Source organism: Pseudomonas sp. KH_040 (assembly GCF_057839305.1).
The window spans coordinates 3,642,535-3,661,368 of sequence record NZ_CM174487.1 but is presented as its reverse complement, the minus strand read 5'-3'; the positions used below and the strand labels follow the sequence as shown (position 1 = coordinate 3,661,368).

General features: G+C 60.2%; 17 protein-coding genes. 5 read left to right on the top strand and 12 right to left on the bottom strand.

The features are described from left to right. Positions 1-9: 9 nt before the first annotated feature. The 11 genes from AC3IUF_RS16225 to AC3IUF_RS16175 all read right to left on the bottom strand — a co-directional run bounded on the left by AC3IUF_RS16225 (position 10) and on the right by AC3IUF_RS16175 (position 11,177). Positions 10-1,590 carry an arylsulfatase gene (locus tag AC3IUF_RS16225; RefSeq protein ID WP_007914401.1) on the bottom strand — a complete coding sequence of 527 codons (1,581 nt, stop codon included), beginning with the start codon at positions 1,588-1,590 and terminating at the stop codon, positions 10-12. 70 nt (positions 1,591-1,660) lie between these two features. Next, positions 1,661-2,683, bottom strand: a complete 1,023-nt coding sequence (locus AC3IUF_RS16220; protein WP_273915467.1) for an HAD family hydrolase — start codon at positions 2,681-2,683, stop codon at positions 1,661-1,663. Further along, positions 2,680-4,122, bottom strand: a complete 1,443-nt coding sequence (locus tag AC3IUF_RS16215) for a BatD family protein (RefSeq protein WP_489278603.1) — start codon at positions 4,120-4,122, stop codon at positions 2,680-2,682. Before AC3IUF_RS16215 ends, AC3IUF_RS16220 begins: the two co-directional genes overlap by 4 nt. Continuing rightward, the gene (locus AC3IUF_RS16210; protein WP_489278601.1) at positions 4,119-5,699 is read right to left on the bottom strand and encodes a VWA domain-containing protein; all 1,581 of its coding nucleotides are present in this window, start codon (positions 5,697-5,699) and stop codon (positions 4,119-4,121) included. Before AC3IUF_RS16210 ends, AC3IUF_RS16215 begins: the two co-directional genes overlap by 4 nt. 1 nt (position 5,700) lies before the next feature. Then, entirely contained in the window at positions 5,701-6,693 is a 993-nt protein-coding gene (locus AC3IUF_RS16205) for a vWA domain-containing protein (protein ID WP_489278600.1), read from the bottom strand. After that, positions 6,680-7,282: a DUF4381 domain-containing protein gene (locus tag AC3IUF_RS16200; RefSeq protein WP_489278598.1), complete on the bottom strand. Its 603-nt coding sequence runs from the start codon at positions 7,280-7,282 to the stop codon at positions 6,680-6,682. Before AC3IUF_RS16200 ends, AC3IUF_RS16205 begins: the two co-directional genes overlap by 14 nt. Next, a complete protein-coding gene (locus AC3IUF_RS16195) occupies positions 7,279-8,214 on the bottom strand; it encodes a DUF58 domain-containing protein (protein WP_489278596.1) in 936 nt (311 codons plus the stop codon). The genes AC3IUF_RS16200 and AC3IUF_RS16195 overlap by 4 nt, the downstream gene beginning before the upstream one ends. Further along, positions 8,211-9,191, bottom strand: a complete 981-nt coding sequence (locus AC3IUF_RS16190) for an AAA family ATPase (RefSeq protein ID WP_489278595.1) — start codon at positions 9,189-9,191, stop codon at positions 8,211-8,213. The genes AC3IUF_RS16195 and AC3IUF_RS16190 overlap by 4 nt, the downstream gene beginning before the upstream one ends. 23 nt (positions 9,192-9,214) lie before the next feature. Continuing rightward, positions 9,215-10,165: a SphA family protein gene (locus AC3IUF_RS16185; RefSeq protein WP_489278594.1), complete on the bottom strand. Its 951-nt coding sequence runs from the start codon at positions 10,163-10,165 to the stop codon at positions 9,215-9,217. Between the two features lie 12 nt (positions 10,166-10,177). After that, the gene (locus tag AC3IUF_RS16180) at positions 10,178-10,378 is read right to left on the bottom strand and encodes a hypothetical protein (protein WP_414916083.1); all 201 of its coding nucleotides are present in this window, start codon (positions 10,376-10,378) and stop codon (positions 10,178-10,180) included. Between the two features lie 10 nt (positions 10,379-10,388). Then, entirely contained in the window at positions 10,389-11,177 is a 789-nt protein-coding gene (locus AC3IUF_RS16175) for a hypothetical protein (RefSeq protein WP_489281662.1), read from the bottom strand. Between the two features lie 650 nt (positions 11,178-11,827). On the opposite strand from AC3IUF_RS16175, the gene AC3IUF_RS16170 reads away from it, so the two are divergent. Together AC3IUF_RS16170 and AC3IUF_RS16165 are read left to right on the top strand one after the other, a co-directional pair. Next, positions 11,828-12,196, top strand: coding sequence for a DUF6124 family protein (locus tag AC3IUF_RS16170; RefSeq protein ID WP_414894324.1), 369 nt, complete (start codon positions 11,828-11,830; stop codon positions 12,194-12,196). A 338-nt stretch (positions 12,197-12,534) separates the two neighbouring features. Continuing rightward, entirely contained in the window at positions 12,535-12,744 is a 210-nt protein-coding gene (locus tag AC3IUF_RS16165) for a cold-shock protein (RefSeq protein ID WP_489281660.1), read from the top strand. A 111-nt stretch (positions 12,745-12,855) separates the two neighbouring features. Here AC3IUF_RS16165 and AC3IUF_RS16160 read toward each other — a convergent pair whose 3' ends face one another. Beyond that, on the bottom strand, positions 12,856-13,281 hold the full coding sequence (locus AC3IUF_RS16160) for a YciI family protein (protein WP_007914374.1): 426 nt from the start codon (positions 13,279-13,281) through the stop codon (positions 12,856-12,858). Positions 13,282-13,623: 342 nt separating this feature from the next. Here AC3IUF_RS16160 and tpx point away from each other — a divergent pair, with 342 nt between their 5' ends. The 3 genes from tpx (at position 13,624) to AC3IUF_RS16145 (ending at position 18,705) form a co-directional block, all read left to right on the top strand. Then, positions 13,624-14,124, top strand: coding sequence for a thiol peroxidase (tpx, locus tag AC3IUF_RS16155; RefSeq protein WP_007914372.1), 501 nt, complete (start codon positions 13,624-13,626; stop codon positions 14,122-14,124). A 175-nt stretch (positions 14,125-14,299) separates the two neighbouring features. Further along, positions 14,300-15,607 carry an MdtA/MuxA family multidrug efflux RND transporter periplasmic adaptor subunit gene (locus AC3IUF_RS16150; RefSeq protein ID WP_007914370.1) on the top strand — a complete coding sequence of 436 codons (1,308 nt, stop codon included), beginning with the start codon at positions 14,300-14,302 and terminating at the stop codon, positions 15,605-15,607. Continuing rightward, entirely contained in the window at positions 15,604-18,705 is a 3,102-nt protein-coding gene (locus AC3IUF_RS16145; protein ID WP_489278592.1) for an MdtB/MuxB family multidrug efflux RND transporter permease subunit, read from the top strand. Before AC3IUF_RS16150 ends, AC3IUF_RS16145 begins: the two co-directional genes overlap by 4 nt. Positions 18,706-18,834: the final 129 nt, after the last annotated feature.

Sequence of the window (18,834 nt, the reverse complement as noted above, 5' to 3'; positions counted from 1 at the left end):
CGAGCGGTGTTACTGTGCAGCTTTCTGCTTCTCGGCGATCTTGGCATCAACTGCCTGCCGGATCTGGTCAATGCTGAAGCTTGCAGGGCGCTGACTTGGTGGATATTCGATGAAGGTCTGCAGGAACTCGGCTGCCTTCATCACGGCCACTTCGGTCAGGAAGACGTTTTTCGTCGCCCAGTCATAGTATTGATCGGAAACGATGTCCGCACGTTCGTAAGGGTCCATGCGCAGGTTGAAGATCTTCGGTACACGCAGGCACACGAAAGGTTCGCTCCAGACCTTGAACCCACCCGGCGCTCGCTGTTCGCAGAACACTGCCTTCAGGTTGTCGTAGCGCATGGAAACCAGCACGCCGTCATCGTTGAAGTAGTAGAACTCTTTACGCTCGCCCTTGGGTTGTTGGCCGGTGAGGTAGGGCAACTGGTTATAACCGTCCAGATGCACCTTGAAGCTGGTGCCGCCGGAAACCGGTGACCAGCCCTTGAGCAGCTTGTCTTTGACGCCCGTGTCGCCAGCAGCGGCCAGCAGGGTCGGGAACCAGTCCAGGCCGGAGAACATCTCGTTGGAGACCTCGCCTGCCTTGATCTTGCCCGGCCAACGGACGATTGCCGGAACCCGATACGCGCCTTCCCAGTTGGAGTTCTTCTCGTTACGGAACGGCGTCGTAGCCGCGTCCGGCCAGGAGAACTGGTTCGGGCCGTTGTCGGTGGTATAGACGACGATGGTGTTGTCGGTGATTTTCAGGTCATCGAGGGTTTTCAACAGTTTGCCGACGTCACCGTCATGTTCAATCATGCCGTCCGCATACTCATTGCCGGCCATGCCGCTTTGGCCGCGCATCGATTCACGCACGTGGGTGAACAAGTGCATGCGCGTGGTGTTCATCCAGACGAAGAACGGTTTGTCCGCCTTGGCCTGTTTCTCAATGAACGCTTGTGCAGCCGCCGTGGTTTCGTCGTCGATGGTTTCCATGCGCTTGGTCGTCAAGGCGCCGGTGTCTTCGATCTTGCCATCAGCGAAGCTGTGAATCACACCGCGCGGAGTGAAGGCCTTGGTGAACTCCTGATTGTCCTTGGGCCAGTTGGGACGCTCTGGCTCTTCCTCTGCGTTGAGGTGATACAGGTTGCCGAAAAACTCGTCGAAACCGTGGTTGGTCGGCAAGTATTCGTCGCGGTCACCGAGGTGGTTCTTGCCGAACTGGCCGGTGGCGTAACCCTGCGATTTCAGCGCCTGGGCGATGGTAATGTCGCGCTTTTGCAGGCCGACCGTGGCACCGGGAAGGCCGACTTTCGACAAGCCAGTACGCAGCGGTGTCTGCCCTGTGATGAACGAGGATCGACCGGCGGTGCAGCTGTTCTCCGCATAGTAGTCGGTGAACATCATGCCTTCTTTGGCGATGCGGTCGATGTTCGGGGTCTTGTAGCCCACCACCCCCATCGAGTAGGCGCTGATGTTGGTCTGGCCGATGTCATCGCCGAAGATTACGAGAATGTTGGGTTTCTCAGCCGCTGTGGCAGTTGCCGACAGCGCCATGACCGAAGTCGCCACCAGGGCGAGTTTCGGTAGCCACTTGCGTATGCGAGTCATATGACTAGCTCCTTTTCGCGGGGGTCGTTTATTGCGACTAACGTTTATTGCAGTCCTGCATCACGCTTTCTTATTGCACCTGCCCGGTGACCGCAGGCTCGAACGGGTAGATCCGGCGCCACTCCGACGCCATGTCAACCACGGTCCAGCCACGGGAATTCGCTTCATCGAGGGCTTTGTCGAGCCGGCCGATATCGGATTGACGGTCATAGGCCCATTCGCGCTTGGCGTCGGTGTGGTGCACCAGGCCCATGAAGCGTTTACCGGAACCGGCGGCCGTCCACTGCAGCATCTGCAGGTCGCCGTCGGAGTTGCCGAAGGCGAGGATCGGCCGTTTGCCGATCACCGCGTCGATGCTTTCCGGTTTGCCGGGGCCGTCGTCGTTGTGCGCCAGTTTCGCTGTGCGCACGATCGAGGCCTTGCCGTCCTTGTACTGAAATGACGTGATGAAGGTGGTGCCGATCACCTGTTCCGGCGGGATGCCGTAGACCTTCTCGGCGAAGGCGCGCATGAACCCGGTGTCGCCGCCGGAGACGATGTAGGTCTTGAAGTCCTGTTTGCGCAGGTAGTCGAGCATTTCCAGCATCGGCTGGAAGATCATCTCGGTGTACGGCTTGCCGGTTTTTGGATGGCGCGCCTGACTGAGCCAGGTTTTGGCGTAGTCATCGAAGGCTTCGGTGGTCATGCCGGTGTGGGTCGCCCCGACGATCTTCAGCAGGCCCTCCATGCCGGAAGCGGCCAGCGCCTTGTGATCGTTTTCCAGCACGGCTTTGAACGGCTGGGTAGTCTTCCACTCCGGATGCTGCGCGGCGTTGCGCTTGACCTCATCGAAGGCAAACAGCAATTCGAAATAGGCCGGTTGTTCGCTCCATAACGTACCGTCGTTGTCGAACACGGCGATGCGGTCGCCCGGTTTGACGAAGTCCTTGCTGGTCTGGTCGGTCACCGCCTGCACGAATTCGATAATGTTCTTCTTCGCCGGGCCGTCATTCCACGACGGCAGCGGCTCGCTGGCCTGAGCCAGCAATGGCAGGGCGAGGCCAAACAACAGGGCGAGTCCGAAACGTTGGCGTTGCCGTAGCGCAGTCGTCATGGGAAATCCTTCTCGTGAACGGGGTTGAGCGGGCGCAGGGCCGAGGCCGGTTTTGCCTGCTGCTGTTCGGCCTGACTGTGAAGCGTAGTCAATGATTCGCGCAGTTGAACGAGTGTTTGCTCGGTGCTTGGCTGACGACCATAAAGCCCGCGTAACAGCCCTTGCAGGCGCGGGCCCGCGTCGACCAGTTTCAGCCCCAGCCGACTGCGGCGCAGCCACAGGTACAGCGCGCTCAATTGCGCAGGTCGCGCTTGCAGTTGTGCGTTGACTTGCTGCCAGGCGAAGTCAGGGGATTGCTGCCATGCCCGTTGTTGCGCCTGGCGGCGTACTTGCCACTGTTGCCGGGCGCGGTTAAACGCTGGACGCAACAGATAAGCGGCACCGACGACCGCCACGATCAGGGTCAGCCACCACAGCCAGCGTGTAGAGAAGTGCAGGCGATTCTGGCCGAGTTGCTTGAGGTCTTCGCTGATCGAAAAGACCGCTTTGTAAGGCGTGCCGGCTGCTGCTTCGAACGTCACCGCCGGCACTTGCGCGGTGCGCGATTGGCGAGTGCCGGCGTCCCACCATTTCACCTCGATGGCCGGCAACGTGTGCGAGCCGGCCTTGTCGATGCGGTAGCTGACGCTGTCGATGCGCTGACCGCCGAGGATGTCACCGCGACCGTCGTCCAGAGCGGTGACTTGCGGGGTTTTCGCATAGCGGCTCAGACCGGGAACATCACCGAGCATTGGAATCGGCAGGGCCATGGCCAGTGCGCCGTCCGCTTGCAGGGTCAGTTGGCGGGTGATGCTGTCGCCGACTTTCAACGGCGTCGCCGAGTGGGTGATGCTCTGAGTGAAACGCAAACCGTTGGCCACCAGCGGTGTTTCCCCGGGTTTGAAGCCGGGCGGCTGGGCCGCGCTGAACTGCACCGGTTGGCTCTGCGCACTGATTTCTGTCGTGGCCTGACCGGGTGTGGCGCGCACGGTCAGCGCCGGAATGTCGAAGCTGCGCGCGACGTTCGGGGTAATCAGGTAGCTGTAGCGCAAACCGCTGAAGGCCTGACCGTCGATGGTTTGATTGAGATGCTGCGCCTGACCGTCCGGCGGCATGACCAGGGCGCCATCGAGCTTCAGGTCGGGCAGGGTGGCGGCGCTGGTGAACCAAGTGTCGGTGAGGACGTCGATTTGCAGCTCGACCAGACCGCCAACCATGGCGCCTTCGGCGGGTTGCAGGTGGGCCTGGACTTTGAGTTGGGGTTCGGCGGCGAAAGCATTGAGGCTGAGCAGACTGGCCAGGAACCAGAAGCTGATTCTTGCGATGATCAATCTGGCCCCATCGCTGGCAAGCCAGCTCCCACAGGGTTTTATGGTGTTCACAAAATCGGTGATAACACCGGAGTTCCCTGTGGGAGCTGGCTTGCCAGCGATGGCGGTAGTAGGGGTTAGGCGCTTCATGGCCTGGCTCCCTGCTGATCCTGCAAGCTGAACTTCTGCTTGAGAAACTTCGCCGGCGAGGTGGTCAGGTTCTGCAGCCACAAAGCATCGGACGCAGCCTGCTCGGTCTCGACCTTTTTGCTCTGACCCTTACCCGGCGCCTTGTCGAATTTCACCTCATCGGGCTTGGTCTCCGGGGCGTTTTTCTCGGCGCTTTCGGTGTCCTTGAGCAGCGCTTGCGCCAGCGCCAGATTGGCCGTGGCTTCGGGGAACTGCGGTTGCAGCTTCAAGGCCTGGGTATACGCGGCGATGGCCTCATCGAACTTGAAGCGGCGCACGTAAATATTGCCCAGATAGAAATACGCCTGCGGTGTGTCGAGTCGCGCGAAGGTCGCCAGCGCCAAGTCGTAGTCGGCCGCGTGATACGCCGCGACACCTTTCCAGTACGGGTCGACAAACAGCGCGGCAGCCTGCGGCAAATGCTCATGTTCGAACGCCCAGCGACCTTGCTGGTCGCGGGTGAAAAACGCATCGGTCAGGGCGTTGGCCTGCGCCGGTGCTGCTGGCCAGCTCAAGCCAATCGCCAGTGCCAGCGCGGGCATCCAGTTGACGCTCCAGCCCTTGCGCACATTGCACAGCGCCAACAGCAACAACGGCCAGCACAGCCAGTAACCGGCGTCTTTCCAGTGCAATTCGCGCTGCTCGGCGCTGGCACTCTGAAAATGCTGCTGCGCGTGCAACTCGATCCAGTCCAGATCATCGTCATTGACGCTCAGGCTGCCCAGTGGCGCATCGAGGGCGGAGGCCAGTTGCTTGATTGCTGCCGGATCGAAACGGCCCAGTGCCGGGCGCTCGTTGGCATCGGTGCGCGGCTGGCCGTTGGCATCATGGATGATGCCGCCGTCCTCACTGCCAACGGCCAATACCAGCACTTGCAATGGACTGTCGCCCACACGCTTGTCGAGGCCGTCGAGTTCTGCGGTGTCAGCGCCGTCAGTGATCAGCAGCAGGCTGCCGGGTGTTTTTTCGGCATTGAGCAAGCGTTTCGCCTGATCGATCACCGCGCCGACGTCTTTGCCCGGTTTGTCGATCAATCCGCTGCCCAAGGCTTGAATGAAGGTGTCGAGCAGCGCCGGATCATCGGTCGGCGGCAACACCAGATGGGCGCTGCCGGCGTAAGCGATCAGTGCGGTACGGGCGCCGGCGCGGCGCTGTATCAGATCGTGCAGTTTGTGTTTCGCCGCTTCCAGTCGGCTCGGCTGCACATCGCTGGCGTCCATCGATGGCGACAGATCCACGGCGACAATCAGCGGCGCACGATTTTCAAGGAAGTCCGGTCGATCCTGTTCCCAGGTCGGTCCGGCGGCGGCGACGGCGCCGAGGATCAACAGTGCGCACAGCAGGTGCACCGGGCGCAGGCGCTGATGGTCCTGCGGAGTCACCAGCAGATGCGGCAACAAGTGCTCGGCGATATTGCCGCGCAGCCGTCGTTGCAGGTCGCGACCACGCCGCCAGAGCAGCGGCAGCACGGCACCGAACAGTGCGAGCAGCAGCCATAGGGGGCGGAGGAAATGGAAGTCGCTGAGGTTGATCTCCATCTCAGGCCTCCTGCCGCTGACGGGCAAACGCCAGACGCACACGCAGCAGCGCGCCAAGGTGATACAGCCCCGACAGCGCAACCGCCGCGCCCAGCGGCCAGTAGAACAACTCGCGTTGTGGTTGATGGCTGAGGGTTTTCACCTGGTGTGGCGTGAGGCGATCGAGGGTGCTGTAGACCTGATCCAGCGCGTTGCGGTCTTCGGCGCGGAAGAACTGGCCGCCAGTGGTTTTGGCGATCTGTTCCAGCGCCGACAAGTTGACCTTGGCCTCACCGGACGCGCTCGGGTCACCGATGCCGATGGTGTGAATGATCACGCCTTTGTTGGCGGCCATTTCAGCGGCGTGATCCGGGGTGATCGCGCTGCTGGTGTCGTTGCCGTCGGTAAGCAGGATCAGCACTTTTTCCTGCTCGTGGGCCTTGTCCAGCAGCTTCAGGCTCAAACCGATCGCGTCACCGATCGCGGTGTTGGGGCCGGCCATGCCGATACCTGTGTCGGCCAGCAGCAGCGAGAGGCTGGCGTGATCGAGGGTCAGCGGCGCCTGCGGGTAGGCGCCGGTGCCAAACACGATCAGACCGAGGCGGTCGTCCTTGCGCTTGTCGATAAAGCCTTGCACCACCGCTTTGACGGCGGCGAGGCGATTGATCTTTTCACCGCTGGCGTTGGTGAAGTCTTCGGTTTCCATTGACTGCGAGAGGTCGATGGCGAGCATCAGGTCGCGTACCGGTTGTTGCCGTTCGATGGGCTTTTCCACGAAAACCGGGCGTGCGGCGGCCAACAAAATCAAGGTCCAGACCAGAACATTCAGCAGCAGTTGCCAGTGATTGCGGCGGTTGCCGACGATGCCCGGGGCCTCACCGACCGCGCGGCTCATGGCTGCGAAAAACGGCACACGCACGGCGCTGCGGGCCTCGTTGTAGGCGGACAGATAGCGGTAAGCCAGCCAAGGTAATGGCAGCAGAAGCAACAGCCAGGGGTAATCAAGCTGCCACATGGTGATGCTCCATCCAGTATTGGCAGGTGTCGAACAGCGCCAGGCGTTGCGGCGCGGGGAGGGCGCGCAAGGTGTCGTCGGGGGCGTAGGCGAGTTGCGCGAGTTGTTCGCTGAAATCGGCCGGTAGCGGCTTTTTGCAGTGGCGCTGCAAGAAAAATTGCCAATCCTCCCTCCCCAGCGCCGCAGGACCCTGTGGGAGCTGGCTTGCCAGCGATGGCGTTCTGTCAGTCGATACAGATGTTGGATGTGATGGCCCCATCGCTGGCAAGCCAGCTCCCACAGGGTTTGCATTCCAGCGAGTAGGCTTGTGCATCGGCATCGAGAGCGCCACACGTTTGAGCAGTTCCGGCAATTCGCGCAAGGCATTCAAGTCATCACTGCGGCTGCGCAACTGCGCCAGACGCGCCAGGCCTTCGCGCCGATAAGCGTCTCTGCGCCATTGCACATAGCGCCGAATGCCGATCAACAACGCGGCCAATATGAGCAGGGCGAGCAACACCCACCAACCCCACGTCTGCGGCGCATAACTGACCGGCTCGGGCAGGCCCAGCTCTTTAAGCTGTTCAATGCTCGGGATATTCGGGTTCATCGCCGTGCCCCGGCACTTTTGCCCAGCTCGGCGCGCAGTTGTGCGTGCGCCTCTTCGGCGGTGCTGAACATCATCAGCGGCACCTGACTGCGGCGCAGCAAAGTGGCGACGTCTTTCAGCCGGCCGCTGAGAAAATCCCCCAGCGGTTGGTGCACGTTGCGTTTTTCCACCGCCAGTTCCACTTGCAATTCGCCTTGGGTAACCAGCAGGCGACCATTGCTCGGCAGCTTCATCGCCAGCGGGTCGTAGACCTGCAGCGCAATCACATCGTTGTGCGCCGACAATTGCCGCATCAGTTGCAGGGTCCGATCGCCGGCCCCGGCGAAGTCGCTGACGATGCAGATCAAATGGTCGTGCCCGGCCAGGGCGAGGCAGCGTTGCAAGACCTTGTCCAACTGGTCTTCGTCTTCGGCGTCGGGATTAGCCGCGCTCAGTGCCTGATTCTGTTCGGCGATGCGACTGAGCAAGGCTTCCACACGTTTACGGCTGCGCAACGGTGCGATGCTGTCGATACGCTGATCGTTGAACACCAGTCCGCCAACCCGGTCGCCGGCGTTGAACACCATCCACGCCGCCAATGCCGCGAGTTCGGCGCCGAGGGCCGATTTGAAGCTGCGCTGCGAGCCGAAGAACATCGACATGCGCTGATCGACGACGATCAATGCCGGACGGTCGCGCTCTTCGGTGAAGGTACGCACCACCGGTTTGCCGGTGCGCAGCGAGGCGCGCCAGTCGAGGTGACGCAAATCATCGCCCGGCTGATAGCGACGCAGCTCATCGAAACTCAAGCCACGCCCGCGCAGGCGCGAAGCATGGTTGCCGGCGAGGATGCTGCCCCGCGGCTGTCGTGCGAGAAAACTCAGGTCACGGGCCTTGAACTCCAGCGCCATCAATTGCGCGAGAGAGACGTAGACCAGACCTTCGTCGTTCATGCCGGAATCGCCACTTTGTCGAGGATCCGGTCGAGCACCTGATCGGCACTCACGCCGTCGGCCACCGCGTCGTAGCTCAATTGCAGACGATGGCGCAGCACCGGATGCACCACGGCGCGCACGTTGTCCGGCGAGACAAAGTCCTGACCTTGCAGCCACGCATCGGCGCGGGCGCAACGGTCCAGGCCAATGCCACCGCGCGGACTGGCACCGATGGCAATCCAGCGCGCGAGGTCTTCGTCGTAATCGGCGGGGTGGCGGGTGGCGTTGATCAGGTCGATCAGGTAGCTATCAATGGCCGGGGACACGTGCACGGCGCTGACTTCCTTGCGCGCAGCGAAGATCACCTCCTGCGGCAGGCTGAAACCCTTGATCGGTGTGGTGCTGGCGCCTTGGGCGAACTCTTCGTTGCGCAGCAGACGCAGTACCTGACTTTCGTTTTCCGCGCTCGGGTAGTCGAGCAGGACTTTCATCAGAAACCGGTCCATCTGCGCTTCCGGCAGCGGATAGGTGCCTTCCTGTTCGATCGGGTTTTGCGTTGCCACCACAATAAACAGGTCGGGCAGGGCATGGCTGTTGCCGGCCACCGTAATCTGGCGCTCTTCCATAGCCTCAAGCAACGCCGCTTGCACTTTGGCGGGGGCGCGGTTGATCTCGTCGGCGAGGATCAGGTTGCCGAACAGCGGCCCCGGCTGAAAGCGGATTTCGTTTTTGCCTTCGACCTGATGCAGCACCTCGGCCCCGGTGATGTCCGAGGGCAGTAGATCCGGGGTGAACTGGATGCGGCTCATCTTCGCGTCGAGGTGTTTGGCCAGTGCTTTGACCGTGCGGGTCTTGGCCAGCCCCGGCAGACTTTCCAGCAGCAAGTGACCGTTGGCCAACAGGCCGAGGAGGATCTGGCGGATCACCTGATCCTGACCGAGTACGGCTTCGGCGATACTGGCTTGCAGGGCGTTGAGGTCGGTAAGCGCAGTCATGGGGGCAGTCCTTTGTGTCCGGTCTAGAAAAAGGCCAGGGTCAGGTTGACGCTGAAGCCGTTGCCTTCAGGGCGGTTCTTGGTGTCGAACTCCGGTACCCAGCGCGCACTGATATTGGCTTGGGCGTCGGCGAATTTACCGGTCCAGCCCACGACCGGGCCGGCGCCTACAGAGCGTCCGCGATAACCATTGAAGGTGTCGGCGGTCTGGCCTTTGTCATCGGTGAGTTGCTGGATGTAGCCGGCCGCAATACCCGCGCTCCAGCCATCGCCAAAACCATGGGTCCACAGTGCGTCGAGGGTGAAGATGTTGCCGTTGCGATAGTCGGTGGCGTCGTTCTCGGTATAGAACTCAAGACCGCTGGACAGCGTGAGTTCGCCGCCCTTGCCATCCAGATGCGTGAACGCCACCGTTGGCATGAAGGTGTAGTTGTTCTGTCCCGGGTTGGCCAGACGATCCTTGTTGTAGGCGCCGGTTGGCACGTAGATCGGCAGCGAAAACGAGATGTGGTTCAGCTCATCGAAGTGATAGCCGGCGGCAATCGGCGTGATCAAGGCGTCGGCGAATTGCGTACCTGAGTCACTGTCACCCAACGTCCGTCCGCGCGGGCCGGTGATGCTGGCTTTGATGTCGGTGTATTGCACCGGCACACCGATTGCCGAGGCGTAGTTCCATGGACCTTTGCCGGTGTCCCAGACGTGGGTGAAGTTGCCCATGGTGTAGGAGACTTTCATGTCGATCCCGCCGCTGACTGCGCCGGAAATCGGTGCACCGTTACTGCCCTTGAGCGAGCCGTCGTACCAGATGCTGGTGAGCGACATGACCCAACCCGGCTCGGGCGGGACGATCCCGGCGTTGGAGAACACCTGCTGGCCGGTGATCGGGCGGCCGACACCGCCCTCTGCTGCGTAAAGCAGAGGACTGCCGATCATGCACAGCGCCAACAGCGGGCGCACAACGTTGGGCTTGATCATTGATGACTCCGCTTATTGGTTTGAATTGATCGTATTGAGCAACGGCATTTTCCATTCACCACTGGCGACTTCCGGTTTCGGTATATCAAGGCGAACAATCCCCTGTGCCGAGCCGTTTGGTGTCGGCGGGCAGTTGGGCTGCTGGGCGCCGACGCCACAGCTGACAAACATGGTCATCAGGCCGTATCCGGTGGCTTTGAAAACAGCGTGCATGGCGTTTTCCTTATTTGCCGAATGTCACATTGATACCCGTGTACACAACGAACTGCGGCAGCCCGTCGCCCTTGCGGTTGACCGTCCACTGCGGCTCGACGAAAGCGTTGAGGATGTTGCTGCCGGACTTCCAGGCTTTGCCAACACCCAGACCGAGCGGGATGTAGTGGGTGTCGTTTTTCAGGTCGAAAGTCCAGGTGCCGGTGGAGCGCAGGTACCAGCCTTTTTCCAGGTTATGGATGATGAACGGCTGCATGGTTGCGCTCTCGACGTGAGGGCGATCGTTGTCACCGGCAAACGAACTCTGGTACTGCACCAGCGCGCCGAGCAGTCCGCGCGGCGAGGCGTCGATGGCCACGGCGGCGAGGCCACCTTGCCATTTGCCGGTACCGAGTTCGTCCTGTTCGGCGGTCGGCGCAGTGATCAACGGGCCAATGCCCAATTGCACGCCTTCGGTTTTCAGAATGAAGATATCGAACAGGTTCAGATCGCCGATGCCGGTGCTGTAACCGTTGTGCGGATCGGGGCGGGTGCTGATCGGTAGCGTGGCGCGGACCAGTTGCGGCACGCCGATGAAATCGTTGGGCGCAATCGGCAGGGTGCCGCGCAGCAACACGTCATTGCTGTGCGCATTGCTGTCGTAGAGTTTCGGAGTGTAGTAGTCCTGCAGATTGGCGCCGGGCGCCACGTTCAACGGGTTGTTGCTTTTGTTCGAGTCCTCGGCGTTATCCGCCTGCACGCCACACGCAGCCGCCAGCGCACTGGCCAGAAAAAGAGTCTTCCCCACTCGATTGAACATCATCCCCGATTCCCTGGTGGCTTCTGGATACTCGGCACTTCTCGGCCGTTACGGCGTAATCCCTTTCTTATCAAGCCTGTAGGACACGTCTGAATGACGCTAGCAGCTAATCGGGAGTTAGCCAGCCGAATGGATTAATTCTTTGGTTTTGTGTACGGGTTCACAGGTGATTGTGTACCAACTATTCCATTGCTTACGGTGTAGGAGCTGTCGAGTGAAACGAGGCTGCGATCTTTTGATCTTGGTTTTGTGGATCAAAATCAGAGAATCGTCCGGTCGCGGTTTGAGCTCTCGGCAACTCCTACCCATACGTATTTCAATTCGGGATGTTTAAAGGTTGTTTTGATTTTGCGGAACGTTCCCACAAGGTTTTCAGGTTGTCCGTCGGACGTCGGGTCTCTAGCCTGTGTTCGTCGCTGCCAAATCAGCGACCGGGACTGGAAACCCCGACGGGTATTAGTGGCGCGTACACGCCTTTCATAACGTATCCTTGCGCACTTCAAATGTGTGCACTCCGTTATGGCGGCTGTGCGCGGGAGACCTTCGGGTCGACCGGGTCGCCGCTGCCCGGGTTTCCAACCTGCGTACAGCTGCCACCTCTTCGTCCGGAAACCGAATGGGACAGCTCCAACTTTCAGCGGAGTTACACCATGAAAAAACCAACACCCAACCCCCCAGAAGCAGAAGCCGACACTACATCCCCCTACGCCTCGGTCGACAGTAAAAAGCTCCACGAAGCCGCCGACCGCGCCCTCGATTTCTACCTCAACCCCTCCGCCCACATCATGTCCAGCGCCAACGAGCCGGAACCCATGTACCTCGCCAATCCCAGGTACAACACCGAATCCCTGCTTGCCAACGCCAGCGAAACCCTCGGCTCGGCCAGCGAAATGCTGATCAACTTCGCCGCCTCGCTGGAAACCTCGCAGCGCAAGACCGCATTGGGCATCGCACAGGTCGTCATGCTGGGTGAACTGGCCGTCAACCAAGCCCTCGATCACGTCGAACTCAAAAACTGATCGCTCTTGAATGATCATTCCCACGCTCTGCGTGGGAATGCCGCCCTTGACGCTCTGCGTCAAATTCGCAAGCTGGAACGCAGAGCGTCCCTTGAGGCATTCCCACGCAGAGCGTGGGAACGATCAAATGAAATAACCAAGGATGATCTGGCCGAGATCATCCGCTCTATGCCCGACTGATCGATTGTGTAGCAGCCTCGTTTCGCTCGACAGCTCCTGTACGCGACTGGATGTATTTACACCCTGTCAGATTTGACAGTTGTCGGGACTAGAGGAAGGGCGTTTGATGGTTGAGTGACGCGCAGAAGTCTGGCATGCGCGAAGTAAATGAAAGGAAGATGAATATGGAGACGGGAACAGTGAGGTGGTTCAGCGATGAAAAGGGGTTCGGCTTTATTACATCAGATGGAGGGGGCGAGGATCTGTTTGCGCACTTCTCTGCGATTAGTTCCAGTGGAGTTAAAACGCTAAAAGAAGGTCAGAGGGTTTCGTTCGAGGTTACGCAGGGGCCCAAAGGTCCGCAAGCTGCAAATATCCAACCGATCTGAACAGCACTGCTTTTGCAGGCGCTGCCGAAGGTTGGGATCTTTTAATGTTGATCTGGAGAAACAAGATCAAAAGATCGCAGCCTTCGGCAGCTCCTACAGCTGCGAGTAGGTTCAGCCGTTTTTCTTGGCCTGTTCGCGGATGCGCTCTTCCTGTTCTCGCGCTTCGGGGGTGAATTCGGCGCCAAAGTCTTCGGCAGAAAATATCTGACGGATTTCAATATCGGACTCGCCCGGCATTGGGTTAGGGCAGCGCTTGACCCATTCGATGGCTTCTTCTTTCGATTTCACTTCCCAGATCCAGTAACCCGCCACCAATTCTTTGGTCTCGATGAACGGCCCGTCGATGACCGTGCGTTTGTCACCGGAGAAATGCACGCGAGCGCCTTTGCTGCTCGGATGCAGGCCATCGCAATCGATCAGGATGCCGGCCTTGACCAGTTCTTCGTTGAAGTTGCCCATGGCGGTGATCAGTTCTTCGCTGGGCATGATGCCGGCTTCCGAGTCGGCGTTGGCTTTTACAAGGATCATGAATCGCATGGCGTTTACTCCGTGGATTGTGGGGATTCGTTGTTTAGTCGAACGAGCCACACTTGAATCGACAGGGTCTCTGGTAAAAGTGCGGAGAAATTTTCACACCGCAGATCTCATTGTAGGAGTGAGCCTGCTCGCGATGGCGGTGGATCATATACGCAGATGTTGACTGACAGACCGCTATCGCGAGCAGGCTCACTCCTACAGGGGAATGGTTGTGGTTTTGTATACAATTTTTCGCGCAGGCACCCAACAATTTGAAAACAGGGCATAGGTCGTCGGACAATTTCGTGGTTAACTTCGGCCTCTTGCATGCTTTCCAATCAAAACATCAGAAGGACTCAAGTCATGGCTCAAGTCACCCTTAAAGGCAACCCGGTTCAAGTCAACGGCCAGTTGCCACAAGCCGGTTCCAAGGCGCCAGCCTTTTCTCTGGTTGCCGGCAATCTGTCCGACGTCACCCTGAAAGACTTTGCCGGCAAGCGCAAAGTGCTGAACATCTTCCCAAGCGTTGACACCCCGACCTGCGCCACCTCGGTGCGCAAGTTCAACGCTCAGGCCAACGACATCGCCAACACCGTGGTGCTGTGCATCTCCGCTGACCTGCCGTTCGCCCAGGCACGTTTCTGCGGCGCCGAAGGCCTGGAAAACGTACAGAACCTGTCGACCCTGCGCGGTGCCGAGTTCATCGAGAACTACGGCGTGGCCATTGCTGACGGCCCGCTGAAAGGCCTGACCGCTCGCGCCGTTGTGGTTCTGGACGAAAACGACAACGTCCTGCACAGCGAACTGGTCAAGGAAATCGCTGAAGAGCCTAACTACGAAGCGGCCCTGTCCGTTCTCAAGTAAGCGCTTTTACAATTGTTAACGGCCTGGCCCTGTCCAGGCCGTTTTCATTTGTGTATCAGTGTTTTGCCTCACACCTTGAAACGTAAGGTGTAAGTAAATTGCCGGTAAAGCTGCTTTGCTAATTCCCCATCAGTGCTTATCGTTCAGCCTCCCGTAAAAGAAGCCCACGCGCCCAATGGTTAATCACTCCATGCAATCGTCCCCCCGTAACTCCCGTCGCTGGCTGATCAGCCTGCTTGTCTTGTTGGTGATCGCCGTCCTGTGCTGGAAATTCTGGCCCGCCGGTTCAGCCCACAAGGAGGGCGCTGACAAGGCAGCCGCCGGGCACACCGGGCGTTCGGGGATGATGCGGCCTGGCTTCGGTGGTGGTAGCGGGCCAATCCCGGTACGCGTGGCGCCAGCAGTCACCGGCGACTTCCCGCTGTACTACAAGGCGCTGGGCACGGTGACCGCTCTCAACACCATCAATGTGCGTAGCCGGGTGGGCGGCGAATTGGTCAAGATCAATTTCGAAGAAGGGCAGATGGTCAAGGCTGGAGACCTGCTGGCCGAGATCGACCCGCGCCCGTACCAGAACGCCTTGCTGCAGGCCGAAGGCACCTTGCTGCAGAATCAGGCGCAACTGAAAAACGCTCAGGTCGATGTCGAGCGTTATCGCGGTCTGTACAAAGAGGACAGCATCGCCAAACAGACGCTGGACACCGCCGAAGCGCTGGTCGGTCAGTATCTGGGCACGGTCAAGACCAATCAGGCCGCGGTCAACGACGCCAAGCTCAATCTCGAATTCACCAAGATCCGCGCACCGATTGCCGGGCGTGTCGGTCTGCGTCAGGTTGACGTCGGTAACCTCGTCACCGCCAACGACACCACGTTCCTCGCCGTGATCACCCAGACCCAACCGATCAGCGTCGCCTTCACCTTGCCGGAAAACAGCCTCGAAACCGTGCTCGCCCGTTATCGCAGCGGCGCCAAGCTGCCGGCTGAAGCGTGGGATCGCGGCGACACCAAACTGCAAGCCACCGGCGTTCTGCAAAGCCTCGACAACCAGATCGACGTCGCCACCGGCACCCTGAAGTTCAAGGCCCGCTACGAAAACCGCGATCAGGCGTTGTTCCCCAACCAGTTCGTCAACGTTCACTTGCTGGCTGACACACTGAAAGGCGTGGTGCTGGCACCGTCAGCGGCTATCCAGTTCGGTACCAACGGCACGTTCGTCTATGCGCTGGACGGCGACAAGAAAGTCACCATCCGCCAATTGAAGATTGGCGCCAGTGATGGCGAAAACACCGTGGTCACCGAAGGCCTGGCTGCCGGTGATCGCGTGGTGCTGGAAGGCACCGACCGCCTCAAGGAAGGCAGCGAAGTGGAAGTGGTCAACGACAGCAATCAAGTGCCGACCACGCCGACCGAACACCTGCAAGGCAAATCTGCCGCCACCCCGACTGACGCTGCTGTTTCCGACAAGGCCAAGAAGGGCGCATGAACATTTCGCGGCTGTTCATCCTCCGACCGGTAGCCACCACCCTGAGCATGCTGGCCATTGTGCTGGCCGGCCTGATTGCTTATCGCTTGCTGCCAGTTTCTGCACTGCCACAAGTCGATTACCCGACGATCCGCGTCATGACCCTGTATCCCGGCGCCAGCCCGGATGTGATGACCAGCGCCGTGACGGCGCCGCTCGAACGCCAGTTCGGGCAGATGCCGGGCCTGACGCAAATGGCCTCGACCAGCTCCGGCGGTGCGTCGGTGCTGACGTTGCGTTTCAGCCTCGACATCAACATGGACGTTGCCGAGCAGCAGGTGCAAGCCGCGATCAACGCCGCGACCAATCTGCTGCCAACCGATTTGCCGGCGCCACCGGTGTACAACAAGGTCAACCCGGCGGACACCCCGGTGCTGACCTTGGCGATTACCTCGAAAACCATGCTGTTACCCAAGCTCAATGACCTGGTCGATACGCGCATGGCGCAGAAAATCGCCCAGATCAGCGGCGTCGGCATGGTCAGCATTGCCGGCGGTCAGCGTCAGGCCGTGCGCGTCAAGGTCAATCCCGAGGCTCTCGCGGCCAACAGCCTGAACCTGTCCGACGTGCGCACCTTGATCAGCGCTTCCAACGTCAACCAGCCGAAGGGCAACTTCGACGGCCCGACCCGCGTGTCAATGCTCGACGCCAACGACCAACTGACCTCGCCCGAGGACTACGCCAATCTGATTCTCGCCTACAAGAACGGCGCGCCGTTACGGCTCAAGGACGTGGCGGAAATTGTCGATGGCGCCGAGAACGAGCGTCTCGCGGCGTGGGCCAACAAGAATCAGGCCGTGCTGCTGAACATCCAGCGTCAGCCGGGTGCCAACGTCATTGAGGTGGTCGACCGCATCAAGGCGTTGCTGCCGAGCATCACCGACAACCTGCCGGCCGGCCTTGATGTCACCGTGCTGACCGACCGTACGCAAACCATTCGCGCCTCGGTCACTGATGTGCAACACGAATTGCTCATCGCCATCGCCCTGGTGGTGATGGTGACGTTCCTGTTCCTGCGCCGCGCCAGTGCGACGATCATTCCGTCGGTGGCCGTACCGCTGTCGCTGATCGGCACCTTTGGCGTGATGTATCTGGCCGGGTTCTCGGTGAACAACCTGACCCTGATGGCCCTGACCATTGCCACCGGTTTTGTGGTCGACGACGCCATCGTCATGCTCGAGAACATCGCGCGCTTCATCGAAGAGGGCGACAGCCCGATGCAGGCCGCACTGAAGGGCGCCAAGCAGATTGGCTTTACCCTGATTTCCCTGACCCTGTCGCTGATCGCGGTACTGATTCCGCTGCTGTTCATGGCCGACGTGGTGGGGCGCTTGTTCCGCGAATTCGCCATCACTCTGGCTGTGGCAATCCTGATTTCACTGGTGGTCTCGCTGACCCTGACGCCGATGATGTGCGCGCGCTTGCTCAAGCGTGAGCCAGAAGCACATGAGCAGGGCCGTTTCTACCGCGCCAGCGGTGCAGTCATCGATTGGATGATCGCCGAGTATGGTCGGATGCTGCGCTGGGTGCTCAAGCATCAGCCGCTGACCTTGCTGGTGGCTATCGGCACGCTGGCGTTGACCGTGTTTCTGTACATGGTGGTGCCGAAGGGCTTCTTTCCGGTGCAGGACACCGGGGTGATTCAGGGTATTTCCGAGGCCCCGCAGTCGATTTCCTTCGCGGCGATGGGCGAGCGTCAACAAGAGCTGGCGAAGATCATTCTCGAAGATCCGGCCGTACAGAGCCTGTCGTCCTACATCGGTGTCGACGGCGATAACGCCACGCTCAACAGCGGCCGCTTGCTGATCAACCTCAAGCCTCACAGTGAGCGCGATCTGAGCGCCACAGAAGTGATTGCGCGCCTGCAACCGCAGCTGGACAAACTGGTTGGCATCCGTCTGTTCATGCAGCCGGTGCAGGATCTGACCATCGAGGACCGCGTCAGCCGCACGCAATACCAGTTCAGCATGTCTTCGCCGGATTCCGAACTGCTCAGCCAGTGGAGCGGCCGCCTGGTCGAAGCGCTGGCCCAGCGTCCGGAACTGACGGACGTCGCCAGTGATTTGCAGGACAAGGGTTTGCAGGTCTATCTGGTGATCGACCGCGATGCCGCCTCACGCCTGGGCGTTTCGGTGGCGAACATCACCGATGCGCTGTACGACGCTTTCGGCCAACGCCAGATCTCGACGATTTACACCCAGGCCAGCCAGTACCGCGTGGTGCTGCAAGCCCAGGCCGGGGAGAAGATCGGCCCGCAGGCGCTGGACCAGATTCACGTCAAGACCACCGATGGCGCACAGGTGCGCCTGTCGAGTCTCGCCCACGTGGAAGAGCGTCAGGCGCAACTGGCGATCACCCATATCGGCCAGTTCCCGGCAGTGATGATGTCGTTCAACCTCGCACCCGGCGTGGCGTTGGGGCATGCGGTCGACATCATCGAGCAGGTACAGAAAGACATCGGCATGCCCGTCGGCGTGCAGACCCAGTTCCAGGGAGCGGCCGAAGCTTTCCAGGCGTCGTTGTCGAGCACTTTGCTGCTGATTCTGGCGGCAGTGGTGACCATGTACATCGTGCTGGGCGTGCTGTACGAGAGCTACATTCACCCGGTCACCATTCTTTCGACCTTGCCGTCGGCGGCGGTCGGTGCGTTGCTGGCGTTGCTGCTCAGCGGCAATGACCTGGGCATGATCGCGATCATCGGTATCATTCTGCTGATCGGTATCGTGAAAAAGAACGCGATCATGATGATCGACTTCGCCCTCGATGCTGAACGCACCCAAGGCATGGCGCCGGAACAGGCGATTTATCAGGCGGCGCTGCTGCGCTTCCGGCCAATCCTCATGACCACGCTGGCGGCGCTGTTCGGTGCGGTGCCGTTGATGCTCGCCACCGGCTCCGGGGCTGAATTGCGTCAGCCGTTGGGTCTGGTAATGGTTGGCGGTCTGCTGGTGAGCCAGGTGCTGACGCTGTTCACCACGCCGGTGATCTACCTGTACTTCGACCGCCTCGGTCGACGCTTTGGCAAGACTAATGCTGACACTGAAGAGGTGTCGGTATGACTGTCCGAACACATAACCCCTGTAGGCCTTCGCCTGCTCGCGATGAGGCCGGCACCTGCGACATCAATGTAAACAGACACACCGCTATCGCGAGCAGGCTCACTCCTACAGGGGATTGGTGTGACGTTG

Excerpts from the sequence above, each read along its gene's own strand:
- AC3IUF_RS16225 (WP_007914401.1), bottom strand. The coding sequence starts at position 1,590 with ATGACTCGCATACGCAAGTGGCTACCGAAACTCGCCCTGGTGGCGACT.
- AC3IUF_RS16220 (WP_273915467.1), bottom strand. The coding sequence starts at position 2,683 with ATGACGACTGCGCTACGGCAACGCCAACGTTTCGGACTCGCCCTGTTG.
- AC3IUF_RS16215 (WP_489278603.1), bottom strand. The coding sequence starts at position 4,122 with ATGAAGCGCCTAACCCCTACTACCGCCATCGCTGGCAAGCCAGCTCCC.
- AC3IUF_RS16210 (WP_489278601.1), bottom strand. The coding sequence starts at position 5,699 with ATGGAGATCAACCTCAGCGACTTCCATTTCCTCCGCCCCCTATGGCTG.
- AC3IUF_RS16205 (WP_489278600.1), bottom strand. The coding sequence starts at position 6,693 with ATGTGGCAGCTTGATTACCCCTGGCTGTTGCTTCTGCTGCCATTACCT.
- AC3IUF_RS16200 (WP_489278598.1), bottom strand. The coding sequence starts at position 7,282 with ATGAACCCGAATATCCCGAGCATTGAACAGCTTAAAGAGCTGGGCCTG.
- AC3IUF_RS16195 (WP_489278596.1), bottom strand. The coding sequence starts at position 8,214 with ATGAACGACGAAGGTCTGGTCTACGTCTCTCTCGCGCAATTGATGGCG.
- AC3IUF_RS16190 (WP_489278595.1), bottom strand. The coding sequence starts at position 9,191 with ATGACTGCGCTTACCGACCTCAACGCCCTGCAAGCCAGTATCGCCGAA.
- AC3IUF_RS16185 (WP_489278594.1), bottom strand. The coding sequence starts at position 10,165 with ATGATCAAGCCCAACGTTGTGCGCCCGCTGTTGGCGCTGTGCATGATC.
- AC3IUF_RS16180 (WP_414916083.1), bottom strand. The coding sequence starts at position 10,378 with ATGCACGCTGTTTTCAAAGCCACCGGATACGGCCTGATGACCATGTTT.
- AC3IUF_RS16175 (WP_489281662.1), bottom strand. The coding sequence starts at position 11,177 with ATGTTCAATCGAGTGGGGAAGACTCTTTTTCTGGCCAGTGCGCTGGCG.
- AC3IUF_RS16170 (WP_414894324.1), top strand. The coding sequence starts at position 11,828 with ATGAAAAAACCAACACCCAACCCCCCAGAAGCAGAAGCCGACACTACA.
- AC3IUF_RS16165 (WP_489281660.1), top strand. The coding sequence starts at position 12,535 with ATGAATATGGAGACGGGAACAGTGAGGTGGTTCAGCGATGAAAAGGGG.
- AC3IUF_RS16160 (WP_007914374.1), bottom strand. The coding sequence starts at position 13,281 with ATGCGATTCATGATCCTTGTAAAAGCCAACGCCGACTCGGAAGCCGGC.
- tpx (WP_007914372.1), top strand. The coding sequence starts at position 13,624 with ATGGCTCAAGTCACCCTTAAAGGCAACCCGGTTCAAGTCAACGGCCAG.
- AC3IUF_RS16150 (WP_007914370.1), top strand. The coding sequence starts at position 14,300 with ATGGTTAATCACTCCATGCAATCGTCCCCCCGTAACTCCCGTCGCTGG.
- AC3IUF_RS16145 (WP_489278592.1), top strand. The coding sequence starts at position 15,604 with ATGAACATTTCGCGGCTGTTCATCCTCCGACCGGTAGCCACCACCCTG.